The 19,707-nt window shown below is 61.8% G+C and carries 17 protein-coding genes and 1 tRNA gene; 9 read left to right on the top strand and 9 right to left on the bottom strand.

Features of this window, described 5'->3' with window-relative positions:
* Window positions 1-1,170: 1,170 nt before the first annotated feature.
* Entirely contained in the window at window positions 1,171-1,647 is a 477-nt protein-coding gene (locus AUJ55_06505) for a hypothetical protein (GenBank protein ID OIO57561.1), read from the bottom strand.
* Window positions 1,648-2,358: 711 nt separating this feature from the next.
* Window positions 2,359-3,429: an alanine dehydrogenase gene (locus AUJ55_06500; GenBank protein OIO57560.1), complete on the bottom strand. Its 1,071-nt coding sequence runs from the start codon at window positions 3,427-3,429 to the stop codon at window positions 2,359-2,361.
* 96 nt (window positions 3,430-3,525) lie between these two features.
* Between AUJ55_06500 and AUJ55_06495 the strand changes: the two genes are divergently transcribed.
* The 4 genes from AUJ55_06495 (at window position 3,526) to AUJ55_06480 (ending at window position 7,321) form a co-directional block, all read left to right on the top strand.
* Window positions 3,526-4,431: a paraslipin gene (locus AUJ55_06495; protein ID OIO57559.1), complete on the top strand. Its 906-nt coding sequence runs from the start codon at window positions 3,526-3,528 to the stop codon at window positions 4,429-4,431.
* Window positions 4,432-4,509: 78 nt separating this feature from the next.
* Window positions 4,510-4,995, top strand: a complete 486-nt coding sequence (locus tag AUJ55_06490) for a hypothetical protein (protein OIO57558.1) — start codon at window positions 4,510-4,512, stop codon at window positions 4,993-4,995.
* A gap of 423 nt (window positions 4,996-5,418) precedes the next feature.
* Window positions 5,419-5,751: a hypothetical protein gene (locus AUJ55_06485; GenBank protein OIO57557.1), complete on the top strand. Its 333-nt coding sequence runs from the start codon at window positions 5,419-5,421 to the stop codon at window positions 5,749-5,751.
* Between the two features lie 289 nt (window positions 5,752-6,040).
* Window positions 6,041-7,321 carry a hypothetical protein gene (locus tag AUJ55_06480; protein OIO57556.1) on the top strand — a complete coding sequence of 427 codons (1,281 nt, stop codon included), beginning with the start codon at window positions 6,041-6,043 and terminating at the stop codon, window positions 7,319-7,321.
* Between the two features lie 59 nt (window positions 7,322-7,380).
* Here the strand turns inward: AUJ55_06480 and AUJ55_06475 are convergent.
* A tRNA-Met gene (locus AUJ55_06475) sits at window positions 7,381-7,456 on the bottom strand.
* A gap of 85 nt (window positions 7,457-7,541) precedes the next feature.
* Window positions 7,542-9,449 carry a hypothetical protein gene (locus AUJ55_06470; protein ID OIO57555.1) on the bottom strand — a complete coding sequence of 636 codons (1,908 nt, stop codon included), beginning with the start codon at window positions 9,447-9,449 and terminating at the stop codon, window positions 7,542-7,544.
* Window positions 9,450-9,878: 429 nt separating this feature from the next.
* Between AUJ55_06470 and AUJ55_06465 the strand changes: the two genes are divergently transcribed.
* From AUJ55_06465 to AUJ55_06450, 4 genes are read left to right on the top strand one after another with little or no spacing between them, the layout of a single operon-like run.
* The gene (locus AUJ55_06465) at window positions 9,879-10,430 is read left to right on the top strand and encodes a hydrolase (protein ID OIO57554.1); all 552 of its coding nucleotides are present in this window, start codon (window positions 9,879-9,881) and stop codon (window positions 10,428-10,430) included.
* Window positions 10,431-10,457: 27 nt separating this feature from the next.
* Complete coding sequence (locus AUJ55_06460) at window positions 10,458-11,009, top strand: hypothetical protein (GenBank protein OIO57553.1); 552 nt, start codon at window positions 10,458-10,460, stop codon at window positions 11,007-11,009.
* Window positions 11,009-12,952 carry a hypothetical protein gene (locus tag AUJ55_06455; GenBank protein ID OIO57552.1) on the top strand — a complete coding sequence of 648 codons (1,944 nt, stop codon included), beginning with the start codon at window positions 11,009-11,011 and terminating at the stop codon, window positions 12,950-12,952. The genes AUJ55_06460 and AUJ55_06455 overlap by 1 nt, the downstream gene beginning before the upstream one ends.
* Entirely contained in the window at window positions 12,949-14,898 is a 1,950-nt protein-coding gene (locus AUJ55_06450) for a hypothetical protein (protein ID OIO57551.1), read from the top strand. The genes AUJ55_06455 and AUJ55_06450 overlap by 4 nt, the downstream gene beginning before the upstream one ends.
* A gap of 139 nt (window positions 14,899-15,037) precedes the next feature.
* On the opposite strand, the gene AUJ55_06445 is transcribed toward AUJ55_06450, so the two are convergent.
* The 5 genes from AUJ55_06445 to AUJ55_06425 form a co-directional block, all read right to left on the bottom strand.
* Window positions 15,038-16,105 carry a mechanosensitive ion channel protein MscS gene (locus AUJ55_06445; GenBank protein ID OIO57563.1) on the bottom strand — a complete coding sequence of 356 codons (1,068 nt, stop codon included), beginning with the start codon at window positions 16,103-16,105 and terminating at the stop codon, window positions 15,038-15,040.
* Between the two features lie 54 nt (window positions 16,106-16,159).
* Window positions 16,160-17,068, bottom strand: a complete 909-nt coding sequence (locus AUJ55_06440) for a hypothetical protein (GenBank protein ID OIO57550.1) — start codon at window positions 17,066-17,068, stop codon at window positions 16,160-16,162.
* Between the two features lie 3 nt (window positions 17,069-17,071).
* Entirely contained in the window at window positions 17,072-17,491 is a 420-nt protein-coding gene (locus tag AUJ55_06435) for a secondary thiamine-phosphate synthase enzyme (protein OIO57549.1), read from the bottom strand.
* A gap of 610 nt (window positions 17,492-18,101) precedes the next feature.
* The gene (locus AUJ55_06430) at window positions 18,102-18,377 is read right to left on the bottom strand and encodes a hypothetical protein (protein OIO57548.1); all 276 of its coding nucleotides are present in this window, start codon (window positions 18,375-18,377) and stop codon (window positions 18,102-18,104) included.
* Between the two features lie 42 nt (window positions 18,378-18,419).
* Entirely contained in the window at window positions 18,420-18,866 is a 447-nt protein-coding gene (locus tag AUJ55_06425; GenBank protein OIO57547.1) for a hypothetical protein, read from the bottom strand.
* 20 nt (window positions 18,867-18,886) lie between these two features.
* Here AUJ55_06425 and AUJ55_06420 point away from each other — a divergent pair, with 20 nt between their 5' ends.
* The gene (locus AUJ55_06420; protein OIO57562.1) at window positions 18,887-19,624 is read left to right on the top strand and encodes a hypothetical protein; all 738 of its coding nucleotides are present in this window, start codon (window positions 18,887-18,889) and stop codon (window positions 19,622-19,624) included.
* The last annotated feature ends 83 nt before the right edge of the window (window positions 19,625-19,707 follow it).

The raw sequence follows: 19,707 nt of genomic DNA, 5'->3' as shown, positions 1-19,707 counted from the left end.
GTCCTTGGGCTTGGCCAATAATTGCCCAGCATTCCAGGTGTTTCGGGATCATTATGTGGATCTATGCTGCACGGGATAGCGCCGAAAATCGGCAAAAAAAAACACGTGTAACGCCCCAATAAAGGGCGAATGGTCTTCTTTTGCCCGAACGCAAAAATAGGTCATAAACTGGGCGAAAAATGACCTTAAAAAGGTCGCCATGAAAGGTTTTTCATATGGACTAGGCGACTCTTCTAAAAAAATTCGTCGTCACTAGTACCGGGTGGGATGCGGGGATTTTTGGGCACGGATTCAGGTTAAGGATAAGGAGGGAGGAGTTAATGGTGTTTTTGATGTGGTTCTCGGGGAATGCAATCCAGTTCTAATTTCAACTAGTCCTAGTGAATCGGGAGTAATTGGAACGTTTGAATTTGAAGTTCCTGTCCATTTTAAGGCCGATATAACATATAGAAATATCATTTGCAGATCTGAAGTAGATGGGGGATTGTTTGAAGAATATGAGCCTATAAATGAAATATCAGATCAGTTTGCGCTAATTGTTGCGCGCGTGTCATTGGTAATGGGATTTGACCAGAACCCCACGGTCGTATCGATAAAAAAACCGCAAATAATCAACCCTCGCAGCATCACAGTAATATCGTCAGATTCTGAGCTGTCATATTCCTGAATCCGTGGGCGAAACCGAAAAAAACGAGCATTGATGCGGCTTACAGGGCACAGGAGCTTCACCCGGCGGGTGAAGCAGATTTTGGCTGTAGTCGGCGTAAGCCCCGGTTTTTCTGAAATCAGCCCACGGATTCAGGATATTGATAGTGAAACGCGTAGGTTGGAACAACGTAGCGACGTCCGACAAGAAGAAAGTCAGAACCTTGAATTGTTGGGAGGTGTCGGGGTTTGATCGGCTCGTCCCTCACCCTTCGACAAACTCAGGATGACCGGAGGCTCGGGATGAGCGGTTGGGGGGTATTGGTACAAAAAAACCCGCTCACCCTGAGCTTGTCGAAGGGTGGCGCGCTGAACCCTCAACCTCCCCGTTTACAAGCCTGAATCTGTGTCATCTGCGTAATCTGCGGAAAAAAGTCTTTTACCTCAAAGGGCGGGGCGTGTTGAACCTGCGTTTTGGTGGATGCGCTGCGCTTATCCACCCTACGCCTTCATGCCCCGTCTTCCTCACCAAAACCCCACCTCGCGATACTTCGCCAACACGTCCCAAATCGCCCCAACGTCGGGTGAGAAATCCTCTCTTTTGGCCACCGTCTCGCGCAGATGGGTCGCCCAGCCGCCACCCCCCACCACCAGACGGATGTCGACCCGCAAACTGCCGGGGGGCTGCGGCACGTCGGTAGGGGCCGGTTGCCCCAGGGTCACCCTGCCGATGCGGTAGACCAGGTTGCGCAGTTTCTTCATGTCCTCAGGACTCATGGTTCCCCGCCCCCGGGTCACCATGGGTTGGTGGGCAGCGCCCGACAGATGCCCCCCCGTCATCGCCCCGGTGGCGTCGACGCTGCGATGCGCCCGCATCTCCTCCTGTCCCACAACGCCGATCATGATCTCTAAAAACTCGTTGCTGGGGCGTAGGGGGAAGCAGCCGGAGAGGGGAAGGACGGTCAGGAGCAAACAACACAGGGGAAGGAAGGTTCGGTCCATCGTCTGCCTCACAGGCATCGGGGTCACAGGCATCGGGGCCAAATCTTGACCTACCACTTTTTCAACTCAATCGCCCCAGCTCGGTCGGATCGTGGCATACAGGGCAAGAACGGCCCCTGCCATTCATATTCTCGCATTCAAAAATGGGGCGTTACGGTTGATTGAAACGGTAGTCTGGTGGATGTGCTGCGCTGATCCACCCTCCTCGAAAATCAACTTGTTGGAGCGCCGCCCTCGGCGCGATTGCTTGTAAAAAAACTTCTCCGCTTGCCCCCCCTGGCGATCTTTTGAAGGACCGCGCTGCGTCGCGTCCGCCTTTGTGCGTCGAACGAAAGCCGGCCACGACGCAGCGCGGCCCTCCAAACAGCCAAAACCGAGGCTCTTGTCAACGATGCCACCTGGTTGAAACAACCGGTTTTTGTAGGAGGCGTCCCCGACGCCGATGCAGGGGGTGGCACAATCGCGGCCGTTCCGTCTCAGAACAAAGCGGTGGGGTTGTGGGTGGATTCCGGGTTCCCCTTTGGCGCCCCGGAATGACGCTTCCGAGGTGGGTGACCTGGAATGGAGCGTTTTGCCTCTTCAATCGCGGTCGGGGACCGCTCCTACAAAAAACCAAACAATGAGGCGTTGCGGTTGATCGATACGCCGGTCTGATGGATGCGCTGCGCTGATCCACCCTACGGCGAAGGCACCTCATCGGGTGTGCCTCTCCTACCCCGCCACCGCCGCACAGCACAACGCCCCATCCCAGGTGTTCACCCCAGCCTCCAGATCGGGGCGGGCGGCGATCAGCGCCCCGAGATCCGCTGCATCGGCCAACAGCTTGACGTACGGGAGCGTCACACCGGTCAGCGCCAAGGTCGAGGTGCGGGGCACCGCGCCGGGCATGTTGGCCACGCAGTAGTGGACCACCCCCTCCTCCACAAAGGTGGGGGCCGAGTGGGTGGTGGGGCGGCTGGTTTCGGCGACCCCCCCCTGGTCGATGGCGACATCGGCCAAAACACTGCCGGGGCGCATCGAGCGCAGCATCGCCCGGTCGATCAGGGTGGGGGCCTTGGCACCTGCAATCAGCACCGCCCCCACCACCAAATCGGCCTGCGCCACCGAGCGCGCCACATTGCCCCGGCTGGCCACCAACGTAACGATGCGACCGTCGAACAGCGCTTCGGCGTGGGTGAGTTTGCCGTGATCGAGGTCGAGCAGGGTCACCATCGCCCCCATCCCCACCGCAATCCGCACCGCGTTGAGCCCCACGTTCCCCGCCCCCAACACCGTCACCCGTCCCGGCGCCACTCCCGGCACCCCGCCGAGCAAAATCCCGCTCCCCCCCTGCTCCCGCTCCAAGTGATGGGCTCCAGCCTGTACCGCCAGACGGCCCGCCACCTGGCTCATAGGCGCGAGCAGCGGCAGACGACCGTCGGGCAGCTGCACCGTTTCGTAGCCGATGGCCCGCGTCCTGGTTTTGAGGAGCACCTGTGTCAACTCGGGAACGGCGGCCAAATGGAGAAAGGTGAACAGCAGCAGATTGGGGCGCAGGTAGCGGTATTCGCTGGGCAGCGGCTCTTTGACCTTGACCACCAACGCGGCCGCCCAGGCCTGCTCCGCCGCGACGATGTGTGCCCCCGCCGCTTCATACTCGGTATCGGCAAAACCGCTGCCGACGCCGGCGCCGCGCTGCACCCGCACCTCGTGCCCCGCTTGCACCAGTTCGTGGGCACCGTCGGGGGTCAGGGCGACCCGGTATTCGTGGTCTTTGATCTCTTGGGGAATGCCGACGATCATGAAAGCTCCGCAGTATCGTGGTATGAAAAATCAATAGCCCTTCTGGGTGGCCAAAAGTCGGCCCGCGCCCGTCCATCATTCATCAAGGAGTCGGCCATGGAAATCGTCGTTCTCGTACTCGTCGCGTTCGCCGTCGTCGGTGTCAGCATGGGGGTCAAGGCGGTTCCCCAGGGCACTGAGTACACGGTGGAGCGGTTTGGTCGCTACACCCGCACCCTGCGCCCCGGCCTGAACGTGATCATCCCGGTGGTCGACCGGGTGGGCCGTAAAATCAACGTGATGGAAAACGTCTTGGATGTGGAGCAGCAAGAGGCGATCACCAAGGACAACGTGGTGGTCATTGTCGATGGAGTGGTCTTCTACCAAGTGATGGACGCCGCCAAAGCAGCCTATCAGGTCACCCAAATGGAATACGCCATTCAAAACCTGGTGATGACCAACATCCGCTCGGTCATCGGCGCCATGGATCTGGACGATATTCTCTCCAATCGCGACACCATCAACGCCAAGCTGCTCTCGGTAGTCGACGACGCCACCACCCCCTGGGGGCTGAAGGTGACCCGTATCGAAATTAAAGACATCTCACCTCCGCGCGACATCATCGAGGCGATGGCGCGGCAGATGAAGGCCGAGCGGGACAAGCGGGCCTTTATTCTAGAGGCCGACGGCCAAAAGGAGGCTGCGATTCGGGTGGCCGATGGGCAAAAGCAAGCGGCCATTCTAGAGGCCGAGGGGCGGCTGGAGGCGGCGATTCGAGACGCCGAGGCGCGGGAGCGCTTGGCCACCGCCGAGGCTAAGGCGACCACCGTGGTCTCCGAAGCGGTGCGCGACGGCAATCCTATGGCGTTGCAGTACTTTGTGGCCCAAAAATACACCGAGGCGTTGCAAGCCATCGCCAGCGCCGACAACCAAAAGGTGATCATGATGCCGCTGGAGGCCTCCAGCCTGATCGGCTCGGTGGCCGGGATTCAAGAGCTGCTTAAGAATGGGCTCGGCAAGTAACCCCCTCCACCGCCATGTCGAACAGGTCGCAGGGGCCCTCTCCGACCTGAATTCCTCTAGCTTTGAAGGAATCCCGCGATGCTCGATAGTGTGCTCAACACCCTGTTCCACGATCATGCCCTGACCGCTTCGGGTTGGCTTAGCCTGGGGCTGCTGCTGGTGATCCTGGAGATCCTGGCCCCCGGCGTTTTCCTGCTTTGGCTCGGGCTGGCTGGCCTGACCGTCGGGGTGATGCTGCTGCTCATCCCCGGCATCCCCCCCACCGTGCAATGGAGCATCTTCTCGATCCTTTCGGTGGCTTTGGTCATTTGGTGGCGCCGTCACCTGAGCCGCTTCCCCACCCCCAGCGAAGCCGAGGGACTCAACCGCAAAGAGAGCGAGTTGGTCGGAAAAATCGCCGTGGTTGAGGGGGGAATCGTTAACGGTCGGGGGCGGGCCCATCTGGGGGGCAGCGACTGGACGGTGGAGGGTGACGATCTGCCCCCCGGCAGCCGGATCGAGGTGATCGGCATGGAGGGGGTGGTGCTCAAGGTTAAGGCCGCCGATTCGCCCCCCGCTTCATGAGCTTGATCGTCCCCTTCCCCGAGACCGAGCCGCCCCGTTGGCACCCGGATCGCAGCGAACGGTGGCGGCCACGCTGGCACTGCGAGGTGGCCCGGTTGATCGAGCTCGATCCCACCCTTGACCCAGAAATCCTTAAAGAAACGCCGATTAAAGGCTCCTGCTTTTTCGGCGACGCTTCGCAAAAGCCAAAAGCAGAGCTTCGGCGACTTAGGTCGCCTCCTACGACAGCGCGCCACGTGCGACCCATCCCTGGGACGCGACCAACCGCCCCCTCCCTCCCGCAGCCCGGCGGGGATCCTCGCCCTCGCAGGCCCGCCCCCTCCGTTGCTTCGCCAACCGACCCCCAGAGGCGGGCCATCCAAACTGTGGGCGACCGCCATGCCCGGTGATTCAGTCAACCCCTTCCCCTGATCGCCGCCGACCTTGCCCAGCATTTGCGAAGCCTGGGGCGTCCACACCCCGGCGGTGCTCGCCCTGCGCTTCGGCACCGGTCCCCTTTACCGCTGCAACCTGTACACCGAGGCGCTCCTTGGGGCTCGCGACGGCCTGGACTTGTGGCAAAAACCGCCTTGGGTGGTGATGGCCGAGGCGGCCAGGGTTATGGCCCAACGGCACACGGCGGGATTCCTTCTGCCCCATTTAACCTTGAGCGGCATCCTGTTCCGGGCCGGTCTCGACGGCGGTTTGGAGGGGAGGATCCTCCCCCGGCGCGGATGGTCCTCAGCCGCAAACCGGCGCAGCAGACACGGGCCTTGACCCACCTGCTGCGCCATCTATCTGTGCAGGGGGGGCAAGGTTGTCTCCCGACGGTGGGGACATTTTTTAGAGGTTTACCAACAGGCTTCCAGGGGCGTCGGAACCGGGAATCTGCCCCTCTGGAATCGGTAGACCCCGTGCAAAAGGTGTGATCTTTGACACCACGCCTAAGACGCTGCATTCATCCACTTGTGCAAAGTATTGAAATACTAGGATCAAAGTGATTCACATCTTCCACTAAAAGGGGTAAGTTCCGGACACTTTTCTATTTGACGCATGGGGTCGCTTTATGGCTAGTGCACTTGATCCGATCAATACCCGCGAAGAGGAATCGCAGGCTCGAAGCAACGCCACCAAGGCAACTGCACTATTTGCCCTGTTGGTGCTGTTCTGGCTGATCGTCAGCAATCTGATCTTCGGCACCCGCGATTACTGGGGCGAGCATTTGTCATGGAAGGAGATCATCGAGGGGCTGCTCTACGTCCTGGGCTCGGCTTTGATGTTCTTTTTTCTCTTCCAGAACACCAACAAAAAGACCCTTGGCCTGATCCACCACTACGCCGAGGAAAACCGATTCAATACCAACGCCCTGGATGCCTCGGGCACCGGCATCTGGTCCTGGGATCTGGCCTCGGGCGAGGTGGTTTGGAATGCCGGTTGCGGGCAGCTTCTGGGCTATGACTCCTCCCTCAAGAAACCCAATTACCGCAGCTGGTACAACAAGGTTTTCCCCGCCGACCGCCCCTACGCCGAACGGCAAATCAAGGCGGCGACCGACGGCCAAAAACCGGTGACTTTTGAATACCGACGGGTGCTGCCCACCGGAGATACCCGCTGGACCATGACCACCGCCCGCGCCATCCGTGACGACAGCGGCAAAGCGGTGGTTTTGACCGGCATCATGCGCGACATCCAACCGCGCAAACAGGCCGAAGAGGAGCGGCTTGATGAGGAGCGCAACAAACAACGCATCATGAGTATGGCTCTGTGCGCCATTGCCAACGAGGTGGAGCAACGCGAACCCTATCGGGCGCTTCATCTTCAACGGGTCGCCGTACTTGCGGTGGCTTTGGGGCGAAAACTCGGCATGCCCCCAGAGGCCCAGGAGGGGCTGCGTATGGGGGCCTATCTGCACGACATTGGCAAAATCAAAATTCCCGCCAGCATTCTCAATCGCAAGGGGCCGTTGAGCCTCGAAGAGCAGGCGCTGCTCCAAACCCACCCCCAGAGGGGGATGGAAATCTTCAAGGGGATCGTCTTCCCCTGGCCGCTCCAACAGATGATTTTGCAACACCAAGAGCGGCTCGATGGTTCCGGTTACCCCCATCACTACCAAGGGGAGCAAATCGTCCTAGAGGCGCGCATTTTGGCGGTCGCCGACGTGGTCGAGGCCATGGCATCCCACCGTCCGCACCGTCCCGCCCCAGGGCTAAAGGCGGCATTGGAAGAGATCTACCAACGGCGCGGCATCATGTACGACGAACGGGTAGTCATGGCCTGCATCGAGCTCTTCACCAAAGACGGCTTCACCCTTCCACAGGCCCCTCAGTCCCAGACACCCCCCGGTTGAATCGGCGTTTCACGCCCAACAAAAAACCCGGCTTCGTTGGCGAAGCCGGGTTTTTTGTTTGGTGGGCCCACCAGGATTCGAACCTGGAACCAAGGGATTATGAGTCCCCTGCTCTAACCGTTGAGCTATAGGCCCGCATGCGGGCACCCCTCAAGGGATCCCCAAAAGGGGGCGGATTCTAGCGTTTTCGGGGGGGATCGCCAGCCCATCGGGCACCGTATCAGTGGCTCCAGCGATTGCGTTCCAACGCATCGCGGATGATCTGCGCCCCTGCATCCATGCGGTGTTGCAGCGTGGCGGCCCCTTGCGGGGAAAGGGGGCCTTTGGCGCTGCCCGAGGCCATCAACTTGTCCTCAATCGCCGCCACATACCCCTCAGGGGTTATGAGTCCAAGCCATGAACCCCCATCGCTAAACCACACCGCTTCATCCCCCGACGGGGGTTGAAGCAGCGACCGCCCCGCCGCAGCAAAGCGATCCCCAAAACCGAGCAAATCCATGAAGGTAGGCAGAAAGTCCTGCTGCGCGGCCAGACGCTCGTCCACCCCAGGCTGAATGTGGTGGGGGGCGTAGATCACCAGGGGGATGTGAAACCAATCCACGAACGGTAGGGGGGTTCTCACGTAATGGAGCAGATCGTGGTCGGCGGTAAAAATGAACACGGTGTTGTCGAACCACGGCGATTGAGAGGCAGCCTTCATAAACTCGCCGATGCTCCAATCGGAGTAAGACAGGTTATTGAACAGTCCCCCTTCCCCCTGCGGTTCGTGGGGATAGGGGTGCCACTGCGGACCCGGATCGGCATACGGGGTGTGGGTGGTGCCGGTGAACAGATAGGCGATGAAGGGGTGCTGCGCCCGGTCGAGCCGCTTTTTTAAAAACATCAACGTGTCGTAATCCCAGCCGAATTCGGCGGCGGAGGGATCGGGGTAATCGAGCAACAGGGGGATGTCCTCTTTGCCGTAGTACTCGGCAAATCCGGTCGCAGCCGCCACCCCGTCGATATGAAAAGAGCGGCGGGGGGAGGCCTGCACAAAGATGGTTTCGTACCCATGTTGTTGGGCCAGGGTGCCGATGTGGGTGAAGTTGGACATCTCCAACCCAAAACCGAGGTTTTTGGTCCCCGGCACATAGGGGATGCCGGTCAAGCTGGCTTGAATTCCCTGAATGCTGCGCTGACCCGAGGCCCTGAAGTGGGGAAACTTCAGCCCCTCGGCCGCCAGACGATCGAAATTGGGGGTGACCCCCAGGTTCGGTCCGTCAAAGCTATCGACAAAGCGGCTCCCCCAACTTTCGAGCAACACAAAAACAATGTTCAGGCCGCTGGGATGATCGGGGTATTGCTGTTCGAAGGGGTAATCGGCAGACGGCAAACCCCACACCTCAAGCGCCTCTTGGGTCGACATGGCATTTTCCCGATGCTTCGTCCCCCCCTCGTACCAACTCCAATAGGCGGTGAAGGGGCCGTTGAGCACCAGGTTCCCATAGGCACGCGAACCGTTCGAAAAGGCGTCGATGGTCCCCAGGGGTTTTCCCTCGGTGGTCTGCCGAATCCCAATGAACATCAGGGCCAGCAGCAGTAAAAACAGCCACCAGTTGTATCGTGTCGGTTGCTCCGGCAGGTTGAGGATGCGATGCCACAACCACCCCAAGAGGATCAGAAACAGCATCAAACCCAGGAACAATCCGAGGTAGGAGCCCAAGGCCATCTGCACCAAAAAGTGGGTGTCGTTGGCCAGCAAGGTCAATTCGTTGGTGAGGTGGCGCTGCACCTCGCCGAAGTAGAGCAGATCGCCGATCAGGAGCAGGCTGGCGGCCACGAGAAGGGTGAATACCGACCACCCCAGAACCAACCTGGCCATGCGGGAAGAAAGCAGGGGAAAATTCAGAAGCCAAAGCGGGATGGCGGCAAAGGTCAGAAAGATCGACAGGTCGAAACGAAGCCCAGCCACGAAGGCCATGATGGTGTCACCCCACCCCAGATCGGCGAACTGCACCGGATAGGTCAGTAGCAACGCCAGTCGCACCCCCTGAAATACCGACATGGCCACGGCCACGAGCAGGAGGGTTTTCAACAAACGGGTGGGATGGGTGAGGAGATGTCCCCAAGGGGCAAGCGAACGAATCATGGGTCTCACGAGTGTCAAGCAAAGTACGGGGAGGTCCAGCGACGACGGGGGCCATCCTATAAGCTGGCCCGGTTTTCAACCACCTCTGCCGGGCAGATTTTCATGCGCAAATCGTTTGGCCCCCACCACCCCAGCGGCCATCGCCCCCCCTTGCAACCCACCAGTACCTTTGGGAAGCGCTGATTCAAGGCCTCCTTCCTTGAATCGGCACGCTCCGCAAAAAGCATTGTTTTGGCTTCGCTTGCAAAATCAGCAGCGCTTCGGCGACGGGGTCGCCTCCACCTTTGGCGGCCCATCCCTGGGCCGCTCGGAAGCGCTAATCAATCGGCACTTCCTTTTCAGACCTGTCGCAAACGTCGTGCTGTGCGCCAACATCCAACCCGGTGGTATGCTCGCAACCCACCCCCCGCCCCCACCCAAGAGGCTCTTATGCTCGCCCACGCCCCCCAAGCGCTCCTGGTTGTCGTCGACATTCAAGAACGGCTCGCCTCGGCCATGCCCGAGACCGAACGACTGCGGGTCGAAGTCAACGCGGTGCGGTTGATCCGGGGGGCGCAGTTGCTGGCGGTGCCGATTGTGGGAACGCGCCAATACCCCAAAGGACTCGGCCCCTTCACCGCCCCCATTCAAGATGCCCTGTCGGGCCACGCCCAGGTGGTTGATAAAACCTCATTTTCTTGTTGCGGCGAGGATGGGTTTTCAGCCGCCGTGGCGGCTCAGGCGCGACAGCAGATCGTGTTGTGTGGCATGGAGAGCCACGTCTGCGTGCTACAAACCGCCACCGAATTGTTGGAGCGGGGCCATGTTGTGTTTGTCGCCGCCGATGCGGTGTGCTCCCGCGACCGGGCCAACCGCCGCAACGCCTTGACCCGAATGCGGCAATCCGGTGTTATCGTGACGAATACCGAATCGATCCTCTTCGAATGGCTGCGCGACGCCCGGCATGATCGGTTCAAGGCGATCTCGGCGTTGGTTCGATAATCCCCTCCCCCCATGCAGGAGACCACCATGGAAAGCTGGATCACCCTTGCGGTTATCGTCGTTTTGGTCCTTTGGTTCATCGCCATTTACAACGGCTTTGTCTCCCTCAAGGCCCAAGGGGATGCCTCCTGGTCCGACATCGACGTGCAGCTCAAACGCCGTTACAACCTGATCCCCAACCTAGTCGAGACGGTCAAGGGGTACGCCACCCACGAAAAAGAGACCCTGGAACGGGTGATCAAGGCGCGCCAGCAGGCGGTCGCAGCCGGGACCGTCCACGACCAGGCGGAGGCCGAGAACTTCCTGACCTCGGCATTGCGCCAGATCTTCGCCCTCTCCGAGGCCTACCCCGACCTCAAGGCCAACACCAACTTCTTAGAGCTGCAAAAGCAGATCACCGAGATCGAGGACGCCATCCAGAACGCCCGTCGTTACTACAACGCCGTGGTGCGCGACTACAACACCAAGGTCGACACCTTCCCCGACTTGGTGGTCTCCCGCCTCTTTGCCTTCCGCACCCGTGAATACTTCGAACTCGACGACGCCACCCAGCGCGCCACCCCCCAGGTGAAATTCTGATGGGGGGCTCCCCGCTGCCCATGGTGCGGGGACTTGGCGCCGCACTGATCGTTTTGCTTGGGGTCACGACAGCCCAAGCCGAGCGCATCCGCCATTACGCCGTCGATCTGGTGGGTATGGCCGACGGCTCCCTCTCGGTCGAGGAGCAGATCGACTACGACTTCGAGGGGGCGAACAAACACGGGATCTACCGCGACATCCCCAACACCGTGCCTGGCCATGTAGGGGGACGGCGAACCCTGGAATTCAGCCAGGTCTCGATCACCCAGGATGGTCGCCCAGCCCGTTGGATCGAGGAGTCGACCTCGGGCGATGCCGGCCCCATGGTCCGCTACCGCATCGGCGATCCCGACCGCACCATCAGCGGCCGACACCGCTACACCCTCACCTACTTGGTGGACGACGCGCTGCTCCCCTCCGGCGACCTGGACGCCTTTCGCTGGAACGCCATCGGTACCGGCTGGGACCTCCCCATCGACCGCGCCGAAATCCACCTGCTGCTCCCCAATGCCATGAAGGGCAACGACGCGGTCGAGCTGCGTTACTGGAACGGCACATGGGGGGAGATCCGGCAAGAGGGGCAGGCCGAGTGGGTGGCCGAGGAGGGAAGCTTTTCGGTCCTCTTGGGCCACCTTCGCCCCCACGAGGGGGTGACGGTCGAGGCCAGCTTCCCCCCCGGTCTCATCCCCGCCACCGCCCATCCCGCCACCGGCGTGCTGCTGCGTGAGGCGGTCGCCGCCCTCTGGGCCTGGCCGCTGATGTTGCTGGGTCTGGGACTGGCTTGGCGCCACTGGTACCGGGTCGGTCGCGACCCCGATGTGGGGGCCATCGCGGTGCGCTACAAACCGCCGAAAAACCTGGAGGCGGCCGAAGCGGGGTTACTCATCGACCAATCGCTCGACGACACCGACCTGACCGGCACCGTCATCGAGCTGGCCCGCGACGGCTGGCTCGAAATCGAGCACCCCAAGGCCGAGGGATTGATCGATAAGCTGCTCACCGGCAATCGGGTGACGCTGAAGCGCACTCGCTCCAGCAAAGAATGGCAGGAGCTCCCCCCTTACAAGCAACACCTGATGGAATGTTTCTTTTGCCGGGGCCCGACCTTCTCGCCCGGCGGGACCGAAAGCGCCTCGGTGGTGCAAGAGCGCAACAACTGGCTCGAAAAGTCCAAGGCGCGCATCCACGAACGGGCGGTGGAGCATCGCCTCTTCCCTGAGAACCCCAAGAAGGTGCGGGGCAAGTATCTACTCGGCGCGGCCCTCCTGGGGGCACTGCTGCTGGGGATGGCGCTGTGGTTTTCACCCATGGCGCCCGAATCGAAGTTCATGGCCACCTTTTCGACCGTCTTCATCGCGGTTTTTTCTTTAACCGGATACCGGATCTTCACCCGCACCAAGGGACGCATCGCGCATGGTGTCGGCGCCTTCATCATCGTCGCCCTGATGGTTACCCAGTTTCTGCCGGTGATGGTGGGGCTGTTTGATCTCAATTTTCCCGGCTGGATTTCAATCCTCTTCGATCCGTTGACCCCGACCATCGTCTTGGTTTTTGGGCTGCTCCTGTTCGCCTGGCAGATGCCGCGTCGAACCGAGATCGGCGCCCGGGTGCAGCGGGAGTTGCTCGGTTTTAAACAGTTCATGGAGCGGGCCGAGCGCGACCGCATCCGCTTTCTGCTCAAAGAGGATCCCGACTATTTCGAGCACACCCTGCCCTACGCCGCGCTGTTCGGTCTGGTCGCCACCTGGGCGGCCCAGTTCGAGGGGCTGATCGCCATGCCGGTCTGGTACAGCGGATCGAGCTTCGATCATCTAGGGCACGACCTCGACCACCTGAGCAGCACCGGGGTCTCCTCCTCCCCCCCCGCCTCCAGCGGCGGTAGCTCGGGGGGGGGTGGGTTTTCCGGGGGTGGCGGAGGAGGTGGTGGCGGAGGAAGTTGGTGATCTCCCTACGCACGTTTGGACTCCTGACAGGGCTGATCAGCGCCCTTCTGAGCGCAAGCGCCTCCGCCGCCACCATCGACCGTTTTCAAGCCGATCTGCAATTGCTGCCCGATGGTGATCTGTTGGTCGTCGAGACCCTCGATGTCGATTTTGGCCCCATCCCCACCCACGGCATCGACCGGGAATGGCCCCGAGATCGTCCCGATGTGGTTGGCCTTGTCCGCTGGAAAATCGCCCCCTTCGAGATCACCGTCGACGGGCAACCGGTCCCCTACACCCGGCAAACCGTCTCCGGCACCACCCCGTTGACCCGCCTGCGCATCGGCAATCCCCAGCGCACGCTGACCGGCCTGCACCGTTATACCCTCGGCTATCGGGTCGACCAGGCGCTGGGCCGGGCCAACGACCGCCTTCACCTGCGTTGGCCGGTGCTGGGTCAGGGGTGGCGGGTGCCGGTTTTGGACGCCGACATCATTCTGAGCCTTCCCCCCTCGACCACCCCCCTCGGCGAGCTGACTGTCGAATCGCTTCCCCCCAATCTTCCCGACCCCCTACGGGTGTTTGAAGAGGACAACACCCTGCCGGGTTGGCATCTGAACTTCGCCGCCCTGGCACCGGGACGGGGGGCGATCCTGGTCGGCACCTTCGATCCCAACCGCTTTACCCCCCAAACGGGCATTGCCCCCCTGTCGGGGTTATGGCCGCTGCTGCTGACCGGAGGCTGGCCCTGGCTGTTGGTGCTGGGACTGATGCTGGTGTTGTGGCGACGGGCCGGTTGGATCGGCCTGCGCCCGCCCCCCCCGATCATGGTGCGTTACGACCTGCCCGAGGGGGTCTCCCCCGCCGAGGCGGGGGTGGTCTTCGACGGTTACGCCCGCTTTGGCGATTTGGCCGCCGAAGCGGTGACCATGGCGCAAAAGGGGGTGCTGACGGTCCACGCCCCCGCAGGTCGGGGCAGTCGGGGGATCTTCCTGCGCCGGACGCCCGGATCCTCATGGGCTGGGGATCTTCTGTTCCGGCAATACCTGATGTCGGCCCTGTTCAGCGATGGGGCAACCTTTCGCCCCGGCGAGGGGGACCGCGAAGGGCAGATCGGTTCGCTGCGGGCGGCCCAAAACGCCCTGTACGAACGGGCTACCGAACGGGGGTGGTTCGTTGAACATCCGATGCAGGCTCGGGATTTTGCCCGCGCATCCCTCTTTTTGGTCGCCCTGGCGCTGCTGGCGGTGGGGGCATGGCTGTCGCCCATTGCGGTACGCGACCTAGCGCCGGTTTTGGTCCCCGCAGCGTTGCTGCTGGCCTTCATCGCCCTGGACGCCCCCGAGCTGCACCGCATGGGGCTGACGGTGTTCCATCTCCACCCCGCCATGTGGCTGGCGACCCTTGCGCGGCGACTGGCGGTCAGCGCGGCCACCCAAGCGATCACCCGCCTCTTCCCAGCCTCGACCCCCTGGTTGGAGCGTCTGTTTCAGTTCATGGGGGGGCTGGCCCTCATCGAGGCGCTGCACAACAGCTATCTGCTGCACGGCACCGGTTGGTTTTGGCTGATGGATCCTTTGATACCCACCATCTTCGCCGCCTTGCTGCTGGTGGGGGCGGCCCATTTTACCGCCAGTTGGAGCGCCAAAGGGCGGGCGCTACGCACCCATCTTCTTGGTTTAAAAGCCTTCATGGAGCGGGCCGACCACGACCGGCTGGCCCGAATGCTGCGCGACGACCCCGGCTACCTGGAGCGGGCGCTGCCCTATGCGGTGATGTTCGGATTGGGGGCACGCTGGGGGGCGCTGTTCGAGGGGCTGGCCCCTTTACCGACTTGGTACGAGGGGGCGGCGCAGGGGAGCGATTTGGGGCGGGGTCTTGAGCTGCTCGCAGTGGGACTGATGACCCCCATGCTTGATGGGGGGGTGGGTCATGGACTCAAAGGGGGGGGTGGCGGGGTTTGGTAGGTCGAACGGTGCACGGGGTCGACAAAACCGTACCGCCTTGCCCGTGAGAGCAATCCCCGACCGCGACCCACCGGTGCAGGCACATGGCACCGCCTGCCAGCGGCGTCGGGGACGCCTCCTACAAAAAAACCGGCTGCTATTACCCCGGCTCTTCGGCCACCACATGCACCGTCGAGGTCGGGAAGGCGATCTGCGCCCCATGCTCCTCGATGATCGCGGCAATCTTGAGCAGCACATCCTGTTTGATGCGGTGGTATTCGGTCCAAACCGTGGTTTTGGTGAAGGTGTAGATGAAGAAATCGAGGGACGAGGGGGCGAAAGCGTTGAAGTGGACCATCAGGGTTTGGGCGTCGTCGATGTCGGGATGGCCGCGCAGCATCGCCTCAACCTTGGCGGTGATGCCCTCCATCTGCGCCACATCGGCGTAGCGGATGCCGATGGTCTCTTTGATGCGGCGATGGCTCATACGCGAGGGGTTTTCGACCGCAATCTTGGTAAAGATGGCGTTGGGTACATAGAGGGGACGTTTGTCGAAGGTGCGGATGCGGGTCACTCGCCAGCCGACATGCTCCACCGTCCCCTCGATCTCTTTGTCGGGGGAGCGGATCCAATCGCCCACCGCGAAGGGTCGGTCGAGATAGATCACCAGGCCGCCAAAGAAGTTGGCCAGCAGATCTTGGGCGGCAAGGCCCACCGCCAACCCCCCAATCCCCCCGAAGGCGAGCACCCCCGAAACGCTGAATCCCAGGGTTTGTAGCGCCACCAGGGTCGCGGTGATCCAAACCGAAATCCGCAGCAGTTTTGAAACGGCGTCGACGGTGGTGCGGTCGGCGGGGCGTCCCCGCTCCTGCCTGTGGGCAACGAAGTTGGCCTCCCCCTGGCGGATGAAGCGGATCAGTCCCCAGGCCAGCAGAACCACCACCCCCACCGCACGGATCGGCTCAACGACCCCGAACAGCGCCGTGCCGGTTTCAAGCCGGATGATGTCGGCGGCGAAGGTGATGCCGAGCAGCCAAATCAACAAACTCAAGGGGCGCCCAAGCGCTTCGATCACGGCGTCATCCCAAGGGTTGGCGCTTTTTTGGGCCTGACGCGCCAGTCGCACCAGGATCCGCTTTTGAAAGAAGTCGGTGAGCAGGGCGGCAAAAACGGTCAAGAAGACCTGAACGATCCACCCCTCAATCCCCAGTGTGTTCCACCCCTGCATCAGCCAATCCGACACCGCTACCCCCCAAAAACATTTGTATTCCACAGCGCAACGTCAGATGCCCGAGCCTCGCCACGGATGGGTCGGGAAGTTCACATCCGGCAGCGCCACCACCCCTTCGTCCACATCCCGCGCTTGCGCCAGATCGTCCTCGGGTCGGGTGGGGGCGATCAGCAAATCGCCCCGGCTGACGATGGTGGCATAGCCGCCCAAAACCACCCGGACCTCTTTGTGGGTCACCCGAACCACCCCCCCCCGCTTCGAAAGTTGTTCGGCCAAAAACTCCCGCTTCTTCAATCGTCGACTCCAATAGGGGCCCAAGGCGCAATGGGCCGATCCGGTCACCGGATCCTCGTCGATCCCGGCGGCGGGGGCGAAAAACCGGGAAACCACCTCAACCCCGTCCTCCCGCCCTGCCGCGGCGGGGGCGGTAACGATCACCCCCCGTCCCCCCAAACGACGCAGCAGGTCGAGGTTGGGGGTCAACGCACGCACCGTCGCCTCATCGGCCAACTCCACCAACCAATCCATGCGGTTGCGTCCGGTCCAAACCGGATCGACCCCAAGGGAGACCCGGAGCATGCCCGGCGCCCGTACCTCGCGAGGTGGTTCGGCGGGGAAGTCCATTTCGATCCATGAGCCCCGAATTTCGCAGGTCAATAGGCCGCTGGCGGTGTGAAAAACGATGGGTTGGGTGCGCGAGGCCATCCGCTCCTCCCACAACACCGCCGCCGCCGCCAAGGTGGCGTGGCCGCACAGATCGACCTCGGTGGTCGGAGTGAACCAACGCAGCTCGAACTCCTGCCCCAGGGGAACCACGAAAGCGGTTTCAGAAAACTTCAACTCGCCGGCCAACTGCTCCATCCACCGGTCGGAGGGCCATTGGGCGAGCAGGCATACCGCCGCCGGATTGCCGCTAAAGGGTTGATTGGTGAAGGCATCGACGGTAAACAGGCGTTTCATGGCTTACTCCCCGATGATCTTGACGAGCACCCGCTTGCGCCGCCGCCCGTCGAATTCGCCGTAAAAGACCTGCTCCCAAGGTCCGAAATCAAGTCTCCCCTCGGTCACCGCGACCACCACCTCCCGCCCCATGATCTGCCGCTTGAGGTGGGCATCGCCGTTGTCTTCACCGGTGCGGTTGTGCCGGTATTGGGCGATGGGTTCGTGGGGGGCGAGCTGTTCGAGCCAGCGTTCGTAATCGGCGTGCAGCCCCGACTCGTCGTCGTTGACGAACACGCTGGCGGTGATGTGCATGGCGTTGACCAGTACAAGCCCCTCTTGAACCCCGGAGTCACGCAAGCACTGCTCGACCTCGGAGGTGATGTTGACGAAACCACGGCGGGCGGGGACTTGGAACCAGAGTTCGCGGCGAAAGCTTTTCATGGTGGGGCCTTGGGTTTTTCGGGTGAGGCCGGGGATTGTATGCCAATCAAAAACAAGGTGCTGAGGAATCCAAGCTTCGAAGTGAAGGGGAAGAAGGTTCGATTCGGTGTTGCGCCCGCCCCCCGCTCGGCCTCCCCTCTCCCCCTGGGGGACGAGGGGGAACAGCGGAACGACCTGCTTCGGTCAATCCAAACCGGCATTGTCCGGTCCCCTTGCCCCGAAACCAGGAGAGGGTTGGGGTGAGGGGGGGGTTAAAAGGGCATCGCGGTGCCCGACAACCCCATCCGCACGTTGATGCCATCAGCCTTGGTTCAATATGTAGTGGCCTGATGAATCCGACCGGTGGGGGGGGCGGCGCGCAACGCCGTCCCAACAACCGTTCGACCCTCACCCCGACCCTCTCCCTGCCAGGGAGAGGGGGCTCAACCTGGCAAACCCTATGAAGTGGGCTCACGCCTCACTGGGTCCCCGAGGCGCCGCGAACGGGCGGGGATCCAGCGAGCAACACAACCCCAGCCCGTCGAATGAACACCCCCCCAAAAAAAAGCGTCATTCCGGGTTCCCCGCTGGGCCCCCGGAATGACGCTTTTTTTTACAGGAAAATAACGCCCTACCCAGCCGCTTTATCTTTCTTCTTCGGCTTGGCCTTGGCCTGTTCGGGGGGCAGCGGACGGTAGATCTCGACCCGATCACCCTCCTGCAAAATTTGACCGGAATCTACCACCTTCCCAAATACACCGAGCTTCTGGGTTTCTAGGTCGATTTCGGGGAACAGCTCCAACACCCCGGAACGGGTAACGGCATCGAGGACATTGGAGCCCTCGGGCAAATCAATCTCCCGCCATTCCTGGTGACTGGAGGTGGCGTAGGCAACGCTGACTTTCATGGGTCTACTCTCTTGCAGGTCATACCCTTGTCAAACAAGGGCTTAAGATGGCGGGTGCGACACAGGGCCAAGGGTCAGGCGGGCGCGTTGCAGAAACTCGTCCACCATCATCTGGGCCGCTTTGAGGAACAACGGACCGGCGGTCATACTGAGCAAACGGCTCGAAAACTCAAAGGCGATCGAGAAGTGCACCATGGTCCCCTCCCCCTTCGGGGTGAAGGTCCATACCGCCTCCAGGAACTTGAAGGGGCCGTTGAGCAAACGTATTTCGATGATTTGGTGGGGCGCGAAGCGATCCACCGTCTGGAAGGCTTGGCGAAACCCCTTGAGGTCGGCCACCAACTCGGCGGTCAGATGATCGTCGAACCGTTCCAACACCGTCGCCCCCGCCACCCAGGGCAGAAACTCCGGGTAGCGCTCAATATCGAGCACCAACTCGTAAATGGGCTGCGCCGGGTAGGGAAATAGCACCTCTTTTTCGAATTCCATGGAACCGAGAAACCCCCATGATGACTGCCGAACAAGACCTCCGCGCCCCCCTCGACGAAGAGCAACGCCGCGTCCATGCCCTGGTGGTGGAGGATGATCCCGCCATTGCTAGGCTGATCGCCTTTCACCTGCAACGCAACGGCCACATTCCCCACACCGTCACCCGAGGGGAGCAGGCGCTGGAGATGCTGGAGCGCCACCCCATCGGCCTGATGCTGATCGACTGGATGCTCCCCGGCTTGAGCGGACTGGAGCTGCTGCGTTCGATCCGCGAGGAGGGCGGCGACTTTCAGCGCACCCCGGCGATCATGATAACCGCGAAGGGGGACGAGGTGGACATCCTGCAAGCCTTCGAGGCTGGGGTCGACGACTACGTGACCAAACCCTTCTCCCCAAAATTGCTGATGGCTCGGGTGCAAGCGGTGCTGCGCCGCCAACCCGACACCGGCGGCGCCAACCGGCTGAGCGTCGGTTCGATGGTGCTCGATCCCGACCGCTTCGAGCTAACCATTGCCGGGCAGTCGGTGCCGCTGCGCCGCAACGAATTCCGCCTGCTCGCCTTTTTGATGAAGTATCCGGGCCGGGTCTTCAGTCGCGACGCCTTGATCGAGCGAGTGTGGGGCTCCGAGAGCTTCATCGACGACCGCACCGTCGACGCGGCGGTGCACCGCCTGCGTAAGGCGATCGGCGACGACGCCAGCCCGGTCGAAACGGTGCGCGGGGTCGGCTACCGCTTCAACGCCGATCTGGCGCCATGAGCGGCGAGGGGCTGTTCGAAGGGCTGCTCTCGCTGCTGGGGCTGAAACAGGGGATTCCGGTCGATCACCCCCCCCCGGCCGTC

This window comes from Proteobacteria bacterium CG1_02_64_396 (genome assembly GCA_001872725.1).
GTDB lineage: Bacteria > Pseudomonadota > MNWR01 > CG1-02-64-396 > CG1-02-64-396 > CG1-02-64-396.
The sequence above is the reverse complement of the archived record's forward strand: the minus strand, read 5'-3'. Positions and strand labels throughout refer to the sequence as shown.

Excerpts from the sequence above, each read along its gene's own strand:
- AUJ55_06490 (OIO57558.1), top strand. The coding sequence starts at position 4,510 with ATGCTCGATAGTGTGCTCAACACCCTGTTCCACGATCATGCCCTGACC.
- AUJ55_06420 (OIO57562.1), top strand. The coding sequence starts at position 18,887 with ATGACTGCCGAACAAGACCTCCGCGCCCCCCTCGACGAAGAGCAACGC.
- AUJ55_06440 (OIO57550.1), bottom strand. The coding sequence starts at position 17,068 with ATGAAACGCCTGTTTACCGTCGATGCCTTCACCAATCAACCCTTTAGC.
- AUJ55_06465 (OIO57554.1), top strand. The coding sequence starts at position 9,879 with ATGCTCGCCCACGCCCCCCAAGCGCTCCTGGTTGTCGTCGACATTCAA.
- AUJ55_06495 (OIO57559.1), top strand. The coding sequence starts at position 3,526 with ATGGAAATCGTCGTTCTCGTACTCGTCGCGTTCGCCGTCGTCGGTGTC.
- AUJ55_06460 (OIO57553.1), top strand. The coding sequence starts at position 10,458 with ATGGAAAGCTGGATCACCCTTGCGGTTATCGTCGTTTTGGTCCTTTGG.
- AUJ55_06505 (OIO57561.1), bottom strand. The coding sequence starts at position 1,647 with ATGGACCGAACCTTCCTTCCCCTGTGTTGTTTGCTCCTGACCGTCCTT.
- AUJ55_06455 (OIO57552.1), top strand. The coding sequence starts at position 11,009 with ATGGGGGGCTCCCCGCTGCCCATGGTGCGGGGACTTGGCGCCGCACTG.
- AUJ55_06425 (OIO57547.1), bottom strand. The coding sequence starts at position 18,866 with ATGGAATTCGAAAAAGAGGTGCTATTTCCCTACCCGGCGCAGCCCATT.
- AUJ55_06500 (OIO57560.1), bottom strand. The coding sequence starts at position 3,429 with ATGATCGTCGGCATTCCCCAAGAGATCAAAGACCACGAATACCGGGTC.
- AUJ55_06445 (OIO57563.1), bottom strand. The coding sequence starts at position 16,105 with ATGCAGGGGTGGAACACACTGGGGATTGAGGGGTGGATCGTTCAGGTC.
- AUJ55_06435 (OIO57549.1), bottom strand. The coding sequence starts at position 17,491 with ATGAAAAGCTTTCGCCGCGAACTCTGGTTCCAAGTCCCCGCCCGCCGT.
- AUJ55_06480 (OIO57556.1), top strand. The coding sequence starts at position 6,041 with ATGGCTAGTGCACTTGATCCGATCAATACCCGCGAAGAGGAATCGCAG.
- AUJ55_06470 (OIO57555.1), bottom strand. The coding sequence starts at position 9,449 with ATGATTCGTTCGCTTGCCCCTTGGGGACATCTCCTCACCCATCCCACC.
- AUJ55_06430 (OIO57548.1), bottom strand. The coding sequence starts at position 18,377 with ATGAAAGTCAGCGTTGCCTACGCCACCTCCAGTCACCAGGAATGGCGG.